Raw genomic sequence first — 11,902 nt, forward strand, 5'->3', positions numbered from 1 at the left:
TAAAACACTGACAAGGATGCAACCATGAAATTCAAGGAATTTGGTCTCAGTGCCATAGCTGCAGCATTGCTTACTATCAGTAGTAGCTCTATAGCGGCCAACTCTGGTGCTGTCGTTTCCACACAAGCAAAAGCAAATCAATCTTCAGAAGCTTCGCAACAAAAAATCGACAATTATGCCGAAAGTACTGAAGGCATGTTGGCAGAATACAAAGGCTTACTACGTCAAATCGACAGCATGAAAGTCTACAACGAGCAAATTAATCGTATGGTTCAATCACAGCAAGGTGAATTGGACTCATTAAATAACCAAATTGCTCAGATCGATCAAACGGCAACAGAAGTAGTGCCACTAACACTTAAAATGATCGATGCACTCGATGAGTTTGTGACTCTCGATCTGCCTTTCCAGAAAAAAGAACGTAATAAACGTGTCCAAGAACTGCGTCGTCTCATGGATCGCGCCGACGTAACGACTTCTGAGAAATTCCGTAAAGTGATGGAAGCCTACCAAATTGAAGAAGGCTTCTCTCGCTCAATTGAATCTTACAAAGCTAGCCTAGATAGAAATGGGGAAACCGTGACTTACGACTTCCTACGTATTGGTCGCACGGCGCTTTTATTCCAATCTCCAGACGGTGGTGAGACAGGTATGTGGAACCAACAAACACGTCAATGGGAAACATTACCGGAAAGCTACCGCATAGCGGTGCAGCAAGGCCTTCGTATCGCGAAGAAGCAAGCGCCACCAGCGCTAATCAAATTGCCTGTATATGCTGGGGAGGAATAAGAGATGAAAGGATTCAAAACTCTAGCCGCTGGTCTACTAGCGAGCTTATTTATGGCTTCAGGCGTACAAGCAGAAACGCCTAAAAACTTATCTGAACTACTCAAAAACGTAAAATCAGAAAGCATCGTTGAGTCAAAAGAGAACAAAGCCCGTGAAGCTGAGTTCAAGAACAACCGAGATAAGCAAGCAGCATTATTGCAACAGGCTCGTGAAGAGCTAGCTTCACAGCAAGCACTGGGCGATCAACTTAAAGCGACATTTGATGAAAACGATAAGCAGCTGACTGAACTAACAGAAACCTTACGTGTTCGCTCTGGTACTTTGGGCGAAATGTTTGGTGTGGTCCGCCAATATGCGGGCGAGTTTAAAGGCTTATTTGCAGCCTCTCAAAACGCAGTTCAGTTCCCAGAGCGTGACGCTCTACTAACGAAACTGGCTGAAAGTAAAGAACTGCCATCAACACAAGAGCTAGAAGCATTCTGGCATACCATTCTTCAACAAGTGGTTGCCTCAGGCGAGACAGCAACAACCCAAGCAACGGTTGTTTATGGCGAAGGTAAAGAAGCGGTTCGCGATGTTACTCTTGTCGGTGAATTTAACGCGATTGCCGATGGTAAGTACGTTACTTATGTACCTCAAACAGGTAAGTTCGAAGAACTCTCTCGACAGCCTCGCACCAATATTACACGTCATGTTGCGGGCTTTGAGTCAGCGTCAAACAGCTATGAGCCACTGTTTATTGACCCATCCCGTGGTGTAATTCTGTCTCTACTTGTACAAAGCCCTACCGTTCAAGAACGTATTGATCAAGGTGGCATTGTAGGTTACGTCATCCTTGGTATGGGTGCAGTTGGCGCTATCATTGCTCTAGTTTGCTTCCTACGCCTTCAAGTGATTGGCGGTAAAATGCGTAAGCAAGCGAAATCAGAAACCGTGATTCCTGGTAACCCTCTGGGTGAAGTTATCCAGGCTTACCAAGAGCACAAAGGTGACAACCTTGAAGATCTTGAAGCGAAACTGGACGAAATCATCCTACGTAACGCACCGAGCATTGAACGCTTTATCAGCTCAATCAAACTGTTCGCTTCTGTAGCACCACTTCTAGGTCTACTGGGTACGGTTATGGGTATGATCGGTACGTTCCAAGCAATCACACTATTTGGTACAGGTGATCCTAAGCTAATGGCTGGCGGTATCTCTGAAGCTCTTGTTACAACCATGCTAGGTCTGGTTGTCGCAATTCCATTGCTGTTCCTTTACACCATCGTACACAGTAAAGGTCGTCGTTTGGTTCAAACTCTTGAAGAACAGAGTGCAGGCTTCATCGCTCGCTATCAGGAAAAACTACATAAAGCCGAAAGCTAAGGAGGCGTTATGTGGTGGTTAGTTGGAGAACTTGAATCAATTAGGCGCTTCTTGGGAATGGGTGGCGATGTACTCGTCGCCATCTTCATCCTCAGCTTTATGCTTTGGGCAGTATTGTTAGAACGTTGGTTCTATTTTGCTGCCGTCGCTCCAAAAGCCATGAAAAAAGCCGTTGGCTCATGGCAGGGGCGATCAGAGCACCAGAGCTGGAACGCTAAGATGATCCGACAAGAAATTGTTTCTCGTCAGGACATTGAGAATAAAAAGGGCCTGCCAATCGTGAAAGTGTTGATTGCGCTTTGTCCCTTACTGGGTTTGCTCGGCACCGTTGTTGGCATGATCCAAGTATTCGACATCTTAGCGGTAACAGGAACAGGAAGCCCTCGAGCAATGGCCTCGGGGATCTCAAAGGCAACAATCCCAACGTTAGCCGGGATGGTGGCTTCTCTATCAGGACTGTTCTTTAGTTCACGTCTTGATCATTTAGCCAAAGTCACAACGCAAAAGCTGGAAGATAAGCTAAAGCATATTGCCTGAGTAAATGGAATTAGAGGTATAGGTCATGAAAAGACGCTATAGCAGTGATAGCAGTGATGAAACCGCTATCGATATGACACCGATGCTCGACATCGTATTCATCATGTTGATCTTCTTTATCGTAACAACATCGTTCGTAAAAGAAGCTGGTCTAGAAGTAAACCGCCCTACGGCAAGCTCTGCGCAAACCGTGAAAAAAGGTAACATCATGGTCGCAGTTGGTGCGGCGGGTGATGTTTGGGTTGATAAACGCCGCATCGAAGTGGACGCAGTTCGCGCGAATATTGAACGTCTTCGTGCAGAAAGCCCTGATGGCGCAGTTGTTATCCAAGCCGACACTGAAGCAAATGCTGGCGTAGTCGTGAAGGTTATGGACCAGATCAAAATGGCAGGTGTAGAAAGCATCTCCATTGCCGCAACCAATAAGGATTAAGCTTATGCGGTATCTGGCCTCAATTGCACTGGCGCTCATTGTCTCCCTCGGGTTGTTCTGGGGGATGGACAAGCTAGTAAACAAAGAGCGCCACGAGTTAGTGTCGAATGATGACCTGCGTATGGTCGAGTTTATTCGCATTAAACCAGACGAAAAAATACAGGAGAAAAAACGCGAACTTCCAAAGCCACCACCGCCTAAGCGTCCGCCGCCGCCGCCAGAAATGAAAGTGACAGCGACAGTAAAACCGGTGATGGAGCAGACCCCAATGGATATGCCAAAGCTTGACCTACCCGTAAATGTTACAGGTGGTTCGGTGCTTGGACATTATAGCCAGGGTGGAGGTGCGCAACTCGCGGGTAGCGGAGGCCCAACACCTCTAGCGACATTCCAACCTCAAATGCCTAGGAAGGCTGCGAAAGCAGGAATAGAAAAAGGGGTCGTCTTATTAGAGTTTACTGTCAACGCACGTGGTGCCGTAGAGGACATCAAAGTTCTTAAAGAGCAACCACGACGCTTAGGCCTCGGTCGAGCGGCAAGAAAAACAGTCTCTAAATGGACATTTAAACCAAAATTGGTTGACGGGAAACCTGTTAGCTCGCGCCTATCGCAAGAAATAGAGTTCTCAACCAATTAAGGAGTCACGATGAAAAGTTTATGGAAAAGCAAAGTGGCTTCTTTAATTCTCTTCGCAGGAGTGGCAATGGCCGCTCCTACGATGGCAAAAGAAGCTCCTCAGTTATCAGATCGGACATTTCGAACCGTTAACAAAGTGCAAGAGTTGATCGCAACTGAAAAATATTCAGCAGCGAAAGAAAAACTAGCAAGCGCTTTAGAAAGCACAAGTTCGAAAAAATACGACCGAGCAGTTTTACTTCAGCAGACTGGCTTTTTGTATTCGCTACAAGACAATTATGTGCAAGCAGCAAAATACTTTGCCGAAGCATTACAGCTCGACGCACTTCCCGTTCCTGTTGCTCAACAAGTTCGCTACAGCTTGGCTCAGCTTTACCTAGCTGAAGAAAAGTATACGTTGTCTGTAAAAACGATGAAGGAATGGTTCAAGGTTGCAGAAACAACCAAAGAGAAGCCTCAAGCTCATGCTTATATCACGTTAGCGAGCGCTTATGTTCAGTTGGAAGATTACAGAAATGCAATCCCACCAACCAAAAAAGCCATCGCGATGAGCAAGAGCCCAAGTGAGTCTTGGTACTTAATTCTCGTTGCATCTCACTACGAGTTAGGCCAGCTGAAAAGCGTTGCCAGTGTACTCAAAACTCTGACTTCAAAGTACCCTCAGAAAAAGCGTTACTGGATGCAACTTTCTGGTGTCTACATGGAGCTAGGTCAAGAACGCAACTCTCTAGCCACCCTAGAAATGGTTTACAAAATGGGGAAACTAGAAGGAGAGAAGGAATATTTACGCTTTGTAAACTTCTTGGCTTATCAAGGTATTCCATATAAAGCAGCCAAAACTCTTGAAAAGGAAATGGCAGCTGGAAACATTGAAAAGACGAAGGAAAACTATGACCGCCTAGCCAGTTTCTGGCAGCAAGCTAAAGAGCTAGATAAATCAATTCTCGCTTATAAAAAGTCATATAACCTCGCTCCTTCTGCTAAAACGCAAATTCAGATTGCTCGCTTAATGATACAAGACAAGCAGTATTCTGAAGCAACTCGTTTTGTAGAAAGCGCGACATCCAGTGCCTCTAAAGAGCAAAAGGCAGAACTTGAATACATTCGCGGGATGGCCTATTTCGAGCTTAAGCAGCCACAAAAGGCCTTGCAGGCGATGAAAGGCGCTGCTCAATCGCCAAAATTCAGGTCAACCGTTAGCCCTTGGATAAATTTCCTAGAGTCTCAAGGATAATTCGAAGATTAAGTGTGAGTCAGTCGCACGCCTGGGGAAGTGAAAGCTTCCCCTTTTTTCCGTCTTATCATTATTAACCAGAGTCACTCACGCAAGCCAAATCGGGACTCTAAACCTAAAATCAGCACACTAAACGGTTGTAGAAATGGTTTTAATAACAGAGTGCGCGGATGGTAAGTCCTGTATCACGCTCCTTCTTCGCTGTTTAGGAACACTCTGGCGTAAGTAACTATTTCATCAGAGACGATCACAGACAGAAAGATCAACTGGTAACAAAATAGAGATCATGATACTCTTCGCCTCCATTTTTCTGGCGGGATTATCACCAATATCCACCCCTTTGGTGGTTGATTTCTCAATGCCAGTACTATCGTTATAAGAATGTCGAACTTTCCTTCGGCACTCAATCAATCCAATCAAAAGTGGAACAGTACAATGGGCAAAGGTACTCTCTATATCGTATCTGCACCTAGCGGCGCAGGTAAATCTAGCTTGATCTCAGCGATGTTGGAACGCAACCCAACCTACGCAATGAAAGTGTCTGTGTCTCACACCACGCGCAACATGCGACCTGGTGAAGAAAATGGTGTCCACTACCATTTTGTAGCGAAAGATGAGTTTGAAGCCCTGATCGCTAAAGGTGACTTCCTAGAATACGCAGAAGTGTTTGGTAATTATTACGGCACATCTCGTGTATGGATTGAAGAAACACTAAATAAAGGTATCGACGTTTTTCTAGATATCGACTGGCAAGGCGCACGCCAAATCCGTGAACAAATGCCAGAAGCCAAAAGCATCTTCATCCTGCCACCATCAAACGGTGAGTTAGAGCGTCGCTTGAACACTCGTGGTCAAGATAGCGATGAAGTGATCGCAAAGCGTATGGCTGAAGCCAAGTCGGAAATCTCTCATTACAACGAGTACGACTACGTGATCGTAAACGACGATTTTGATACCGCTTTGATGGATTTTAAAGCTATCTTGCGTGCTGAAAGATTGAAGGAAGAAAAGCAAGCTGCTAAATATAAAGGTATGCTTGACGCGTTGTTAGCAGAGTAACTTCAAAAAAGTCACGCTGTAAAACATAAAAGAATTTCCCGTTTTTTGCCCAGTGCGAAAAACACAATAAACTACCTGAGAAAGTCCACAAACGGTGGCTTGTCTAATTGCTAGTAAATAAAGTAGTTAGGTTGTATACTTTCTCGTCATTCTAAAATTTTAGTTAACTATTTGGAGTCCTCATGGCACGCGTAACTGTTCAAGACGCTGTTGAAAAAGTTGGCAACCGTTTCGACCTAGTACTGATTGCGGCTCGCCGCGCTCGTCAAATGCAAACTGGCGGTAAAGATGCACTAGTGCCAGAAGAGAACGATAAGCCAACGGTTATCGCTCTACGCGAAATCGAAGAAGGTTTAATTACTAAAGAAGTTCTAGACGCTCGTGAACGTCAAGAACAGCAAGAGCAAGAAGCGGCAGAGCTAGCGGCAGTAAGCAGCATCGCTCACAACCGTTAATTCTGACTTTAGAATTCAACAACCTCCCGGGCCTATAATTTGTATCTATTCGATAGCCTCAAAGACGTTGCCCAAGAATACCTAACAGAGCCTCAGATTGAGGCTCTGCGTCAATCTTATGTGGTAGCGAGAGATGCCCATGAAGGGCAAACCCGCTCTAGCGGTGAACCATACATCATCCACCCTGTCGCTGTGGCTCGTATCTTGGCCGAAATGCGCCTTGATATCGAAACCCTCCAAGCTGCTTTGCTGCATGACGTCATTGAAGACTGTGATGTAACTAAAGAAGATCTCGAAGAGAAATTCGGCAACACTGTCGCAGAATTGGTTGATGGTGTATCTAAACTGGACAAACTCAAATTCCGCGATAGGAAAGAGGCTCAGGCTGAGAACTTTCGTAAGATGGTTCTGGCCATGGTGCAAGATATCCGCGTCATTCTGATCAAACTGGCTGACCGCACGCACAACATGCGTACGCTTGGCGCGCTTCGACCAGATAAAAAGCGTCGTATTGCTCGTGAAACATTAGAAATTTACGCGCCCCTCGCTCATCGTCTTGGTATTCACAATATCAAAACCGAACTCGAAGAGTTGGGCTTTGAGGCGCTATATCCCAACCGCTACCGCGTACTGAAAGAAGTGGTTAAAGCCGCACGTGGTAATCGTAAAGAGATGATCCAACGCATTCACAGCGAAATAGAAGGCCGTCTGCAAGATTTCGGCTTGAATGCTCGCGTCGTTGGTCGTGAGAAAAACCTGTTCTCTATCTATAACAAGATGAAAACCAAAGAACAGCGCTTTCACACCATCATGGATATCTATGCGTTCCGAGTCGTTGTTGATACCGCTGATACTTGTTATCGCGTTTTAGGCCAAGTACACAGCTTGTATAAGCCACGTCCTGGTCGCATGAAAGATTACATCGCGGTACCAAAGGCGAACGGCTACCAATCGCTACACACTTCCATGGTTGGTCCACACGGCGTACCTGTTGAAGTTCAGATCCGTACTGAAGATATGGATCAAATGGCGGACAAAGGTGTCGCGGCACACTGGTCTTACAAAGACAAAGGCGACAAGTCTGGTACCACTGCGCAAGTGAAAGCTCAGCGTTGGATGCAAAGCCTGTTAGAGCTACAACAAAGCGCGGGTAACTCATTCGAATTCATTGAAAACGTAAAATCCGATCTTTTCCCAGATGAGATTTACGTCTTCACACCAAAAGGTCGTATCGTTGAATTACCTTTAGGCGCAACGGCTGTCGACTTTGCCTATGCCGTACATACCGATGTAGGCAACTCTTGTGTTGGCGCTCGTGTTGATCGTAACCCTTACCCATTGAGTAAGGCATTGAAAAACGGTCAGACGGTGGAAATTATCAGTGCCCCTGGTGCGCGTCCGAATGCGGCATGGCTAAACTATGTCGTGACTTCTCGTGCCCGCACTAAGATTCGACAAGTACTGAAAACGATGCGTCGTGAAGAGTCGATTACTTTAGGTCGTCGCCTACTTAATCACGCACTTGGCCGTCACTCGATTGATTCAATTTATCCAGAAAATATCCAAGAAGTCTTGAATGATCTTCGCCTAGAAAGCATCGATGATTTATTGGCTGCTATTGGATTGGGTGAGTTGATGAGCATTGTGATCGCACGTCGTCTCCTTGGTGACACCGAAGAGCTCACAACAACAAGTTCAATCCCAACGGACTCGAAGAAGAAGCTTCCGATTCGTGGCGCAGAAGGCTTATTGCTGACGTTTGCAAATTGTTGTCATCCTATCCCAGATGATCACATCATTGCTCACGTATCGCCTGGTCGTGGTTTGGTTGTTCACCGAGAAACATGTCCGAACGTTCGTGGTTATCAGAAAGAGCCAGACCGTTATATGGCTGTCGCTTGGTCTGAAGACTACGATAAAGAGTTCATTGCTGAACTTAAAGTCGACATGCTTAACAACCAAGGTGCTCTTGCAGAACTGACCAACGTGATCTCGAAAACAGGGTCAAACATTCATGGTCTTTCAACGGAAGAACGTGATGGTCGTTTATACACTGTGACAGTGCTGTTGACGACGAAAGATCGTGTCCACCTTGCTGGTATCATGCGTAAGATTAAGGCAATGCCTCAAGCAACCCGAGTCAGACGCAGAAAGAACTAACCTCTATCGCCACCTACTCTGTTAGGTGGCGATTTTTTATACCTCAATAAATATGAACCTAGAACGTTACAACCGTATTCACCAAGTCCTAAAAACTCGCCAAACTGATCTGACACTTTGTCTCGAAGAAGTACATAAGCCAAACAACGTCTCTGCTGTGATCCGCACCGCTGACGCGACAGGCTTACACAAAGTTCACGCAATTTGGCCAGACAAAATGCGTACGCTGAGCCATACCTCAGCTGGCGCGCGTAACTGGGTTGAAGTGGATACTCACGATTCGATTGAAACTGCGATTACCGAACTCAAAGCGCAAGGTATGCAGGTTTTGGTGACCAATCTTTCGGACACCGCCGTCGATTTTCGCGAGATCGACTACACCAGACCAACGGCAATCATTTTAGGCAGTGAAAAAGTTGGCGCTTCGGAGCAAGCCAAACAGCTTGCCGATCAAGACATTATTATCCCGATGGTGGGCATGGTGCAGTCACTAAACGTATCGGTTGCCAGTGCCGTAATTTTGTATGAAGCGCAACGTCAACGTGAAGCCGCAGGCATGTACGACCGAGAAGAAAGCGCTCTGCCTAAAGAGACAATCAACCGTATTCTCTTTGAACGTGGTCACCCTGTTCTGGCAAAAGTCGCGAAACGAAAAGGGCTCGTTTACCCACCACTCGATGAAGAAGGTCAAATCATCGCCGATGACGCGTGGTGGCAAGAGATGCAAAGCAAGTAACAGACTTTCGTCATCCTGAACGGTGGCGAAGGAGCGTGGTTCAGGATCTAATTCTCAAATATACAGATGCTGATAGTGTTAACTTCAGCGACATACTTGTTGGAAATAGGCTCCTGATGTCGCTAAAGTTCCTCGGAACTATAGTTTATCAGTCAAATCATGACACTAACTAAAGCATGACTATTTTTTCCTGTACAAAAACACAGCTCCATGGTTAACATACTGCAATGTTAACCATTTTCTTGAGCCCTCTATGTCCGCCCAAATGTTATCTGCCGTCCCATTAACCTCCCTTTCTGGAGTTGGCGCGAAAGTCGCAGAAAAACTCGCCAAAGTTGGCTTACATAGCGTTCAAGATTTGCTGTTTCACCTTCCGTTACGCTACGAAGATCGTACTCGTATTTACCCTATTGCCAAACTGCATGCTGGCCTTTGGGCGGCCGTGCAAGGTAAGGTCATGGCAGTCGACACTATCTTCGGTAAGCGCAAAATGCTAACGGTAAAAATCAGCGACGGTAATGGCACTATCACGCTGCGCTTTTTCAACTTTACCGCAGCCATGAAGAACAATTTCACGCAAGGTAAGTTAGTGCATGCTTACGGTGAAATTAAGCGCGGTGGCATGGGTTTGGAAATTGTTCATCCTGACTACAAGTTTTACGTCAGCGAGCAAAAGCCCGATGTAGAACAGAGCTTAACCCCTGTTTATCCCACCACCGATGGATTGCGTCAAATCACATTACGCAACCTTACCGAACAAGCTTTAGCCCTGCTTGATAAAACCGCAGTGCAGGAATTACTTCCAGCGGGGTTGTATGACCATCAAATCACGATGTCGCAAGCGCTGCACACCATTCATCGCCCACCACCAACCATTAATTTAGATGAGTTTGACGAAGGCAAACATCCTGCCCAAATCCGCTTGATCATGGAAGAATTGCTCGCACAAAACTTATCGATGCTGGCGGTGCGTAGCAAAGGTCAGAAGGATTCAGCGCTACCTCTCGGTCCTTGTAATAAACTAAAAACGCAGCTTTTAGCCCAACTGCCTTTCTCTCCTACAAACGCTCAAACCCGAGTCGTACAAGAGATTGAAGCCGATCTAGAAAAACCGCACCCAATGATGCGATTAGTGCAAGGCGATGTTGGTTCGGGGAAAACATTGGTTGCCGCTTTGGCCGCTGTTAGAGCCATTGAGCATGGCCATCAGGTGGCACTCATGGCGCCAACCGAACTATTGGCCGAGCAACACGCTATCAACTTCGCAAACTGGTTTGAAACAATGGGCATTCAAGTCGGTTGGTTAGCGGGCAAACTCAAAGGTAAGGCAAAGGAAGCCGAGCTGGCTCGTATTGCCAGTGGTGAAGCGCAAATGGTAGTGGGTACTCACGCGCTATTCCAAGAGCACGTTGAATTTCATCACCTTGCTTTGGTCATCATTGATGAACAGCACCGCTTCGGTGTCCATCAGCGATTAGAATTGCGTGAAAAAGGCGCAAAACAAGGCGCCTATCCACATCAGCTCATCATGACAGCAACGCCGATTCCGCGAACGTTAGCCATGACTGCTTATGCTGACTTAGAAACGTCGGTGATTGATGAGTTACCGCCAGGTCGAACACCAATCCAGACTGTCGCGATTCCAGATACCAAACGCAATGATATCGTCGAACGTGTCCGAAATGCCTGCTTAAACGAAGGCAAGCAGGCATATTGGGTGTGTACCCTGATTGATGAGTCGGAAGTATTAGAAGCGCAAGCCGCGGCAGATACCGCAGAAGAGCTTCAACGTAAGCTACCGGAAGTAAAAATTGGTCTAGTACACGGACGAATGAAGCCGGCAGAGAAACAAGCGGTGATGCAAGATTTCAAAGACAATAAACTGCATTTGCTGGTCGCAACGACAGTGATTGAAGTTGGTGTGGATGTGCCAAACTCTAGCTTGATGATCATAGAAAACCCTGAACGTCTTGGTTTGGCACAATTACACCAGTTAAGAGGTCGCGTGGGCCGAGGTTCCGTTGCTAGCCATTGTGTGCTGCTGTACCACTCTCCGCTGTCAAAAACCGCGCAAAAACGTCTCGGAGTACTACGTGAAAGTAACGATGGCTTCGTCATTGCGCAGAAAGACCTAGAAATTCGCGGCCCTGGAGAACTATTGGGTACAAAGCAGACAGGTCTTGCTGATTTCAAAATCGCAGACTTAGTTCGAGATCAACGCCTGATTCCCGAAGTTCAGCGTATTGCGCGTCATATTCATGACAATTACCCGACTAACGCAACAGCGATTATCGATCGCTGGTTGGGTGAGCGGGATATTTACTCCAAAGCGTAATGATTGAAAGCGAGCCAAATGGCTCGTTTTTTAATACGCCAAAAGCAAACGTTTGCTTTTTGAGAAAATCTCTCTATAATCGCGCACAAATTTTTAAGTGTGTTAGATCACACTCCACCAACCTGAGTTGACTCTGATTAACAGCAATCACAGGTAACGACGT

Annotated in this window: 11 protein-coding genes; all 11 read left to right on the forward strand. The window is 46.2% G+C overall.

Translation table 11 applies throughout. The features are described from left to right. Positions 1-24: 24 nt before the first annotated feature. The 11 genes from R7P64_RS14210 to recG all read left to right on the forward strand — a co-directional run bounded on the left by R7P64_RS14210 (position 25) and on the right by recG (position 11,739). The gene (locus R7P64_RS14210; RefSeq protein ID WP_005379365.1) at positions 25-789 is read left to right on the forward strand and encodes a DUF3450 domain-containing protein; all 765 of its coding nucleotides are present in this window, start codon (positions 25-27) and stop codon (positions 787-789) included. 3 nt (positions 790-792) lie between these two features. After that, on the forward strand, positions 793-2,154 hold the full coding sequence (locus R7P64_RS14215; protein ID WP_017634999.1) for a MotA/TolQ/ExbB proton channel family protein: 1,362 nt from the start codon (positions 793-795) through the stop codon (positions 2,152-2,154). A 9-nt stretch (positions 2,155-2,163) separates the two neighbouring features. Next, positions 2,164-2,691: a MotA/TolQ/ExbB proton channel family protein gene (locus R7P64_RS14220; RefSeq protein WP_005379363.1), complete on the forward strand. Its 528-nt coding sequence runs from the start codon at positions 2,164-2,166 to the stop codon at positions 2,689-2,691. Between the two features lie 25 nt (positions 2,692-2,716). Continuing rightward, on the forward strand, positions 2,717-3,124 hold the full coding sequence (locus tag R7P64_RS14225; protein WP_005379359.1) for an ExbD/TolR family protein: 408 nt from the start codon (positions 2,717-2,719) through the stop codon (positions 3,122-3,124). Between the two features lie 4 nt (positions 3,125-3,128). Continuing rightward, positions 3,129-3,761, forward strand: coding sequence for an energy transducer TonB (locus tag R7P64_RS14230; protein WP_005379353.1), 633 nt, complete (start codon positions 3,129-3,131; stop codon positions 3,759-3,761). Positions 3,762-3,770: 9 nt separating this feature from the next. Beyond that, entirely contained in the window at positions 3,771-4,994 is a 1,224-nt protein-coding gene (locus R7P64_RS14235) for a tetratricopeptide repeat protein (RefSeq protein ID WP_213972981.1), read from the forward strand. 435 nt (positions 4,995-5,429) lie between these two features. Beyond that, entirely contained in the window at positions 5,430-6,053 is a 624-nt protein-coding gene (gene gmk / locus R7P64_RS14240; RefSeq protein WP_005379347.1) for a guanylate kinase, read from the forward strand. Positions 6,054-6,235: 182 nt separating this feature from the next. Beyond that, on the forward strand, positions 6,236-6,508 hold the full coding sequence (gene rpoZ / locus R7P64_RS14245) for a DNA-directed RNA polymerase subunit omega (RefSeq protein WP_005379346.1): 273 nt from the start codon (positions 6,236-6,238) through the stop codon (positions 6,506-6,508). A 39-nt stretch (positions 6,509-6,547) separates the two neighbouring features. Continuing rightward, a complete protein-coding gene (gene spoT, locus R7P64_RS14250) occupies positions 6,548-8,668 on the forward strand; it encodes a bifunctional GTP diphosphokinase/guanosine-3',5'-bis pyrophosphate 3'-pyrophosphohydrolase (RefSeq protein ID WP_005379340.1) in 2,121 nt (706 codons plus the stop codon). 52 nt (positions 8,669-8,720) lie between these two features. Beyond that, the gene (gene trmH / locus R7P64_RS14255; RefSeq protein WP_017635001.1) at positions 8,721-9,404 is read left to right on the forward strand and encodes a tRNA (guanosine(18)-2'-O)-methyltransferase TrmH; all 684 of its coding nucleotides are present in this window, start codon (positions 8,721-8,723) and stop codon (positions 9,402-9,404) included. Positions 9,405-9,657: 253 nt separating this feature from the next. After that, entirely contained in the window at positions 9,658-11,739 is a 2,082-nt protein-coding gene (gene recG / locus R7P64_RS14260; RefSeq protein WP_213972982.1) for an ATP-dependent DNA helicase RecG, read from the forward strand. Positions 11,740-11,902 lie beyond the last annotated feature (163 nt).

Origin of the sequence: Vibrio sp. 2304 (assembly GCF_033339475.1) — a bacterium.
Taxonomy (GTDB): Bacteria; Pseudomonadota; Gammaproteobacteria; order Enterobacterales; family Vibrionaceae; genus Vibrio; species Vibrio alginolyticus.

What these genes read in the sequence shown, in the direction of transcription:
- R7P64_RS14210 (WP_005379365.1), top strand. Translation starts at nt 25, where the DNA reads ATGAAATTCAAGGAATTTGGTCTCAGTGCCATAGCTGCAGCATTGCTT.
- R7P64_RS14215 (WP_017634999.1), top strand. Translation starts at nt 793, where the DNA reads ATGAAAGGATTCAAAACTCTAGCCGCTGGTCTACTAGCGAGCTTATTT.
- R7P64_RS14220 (WP_005379363.1), top strand. Translation starts at nt 2,164, where the DNA reads ATGTGGTGGTTAGTTGGAGAACTTGAATCAATTAGGCGCTTCTTGGGA.
- R7P64_RS14225 (WP_005379359.1), top strand. Translation starts at nt 2,717, where the DNA reads ATGAAAAGACGCTATAGCAGTGATAGCAGTGATGAAACCGCTATCGAT.
- R7P64_RS14230 (WP_005379353.1), top strand. Translation starts at nt 3,129, where the DNA reads ATGCGGTATCTGGCCTCAATTGCACTGGCGCTCATTGTCTCCCTCGGG.
- R7P64_RS14235 (WP_213972981.1), top strand. Translation starts at nt 3,771, where the DNA reads ATGAAAAGTTTATGGAAAAGCAAAGTGGCTTCTTTAATTCTCTTCGCA.
- gmk (WP_005379347.1), top strand. Translation starts at nt 5,430, where the DNA reads ATGGGCAAAGGTACTCTCTATATCGTATCTGCACCTAGCGGCGCAGGT.
- rpoZ (WP_005379346.1), top strand. Translation starts at nt 6,236, where the DNA reads ATGGCACGCGTAACTGTTCAAGACGCTGTTGAAAAAGTTGGCAACCGT.
- trmH (WP_017635001.1), top strand. Translation starts at nt 8,721, where the DNA reads ATGAACCTAGAACGTTACAACCGTATTCACCAAGTCCTAAAAACTCGC.
- recG (WP_213972982.1), top strand. Translation starts at nt 9,658, where the DNA reads ATGTCCGCCCAAATGTTATCTGCCGTCCCATTAACCTCCCTTTCTGGA.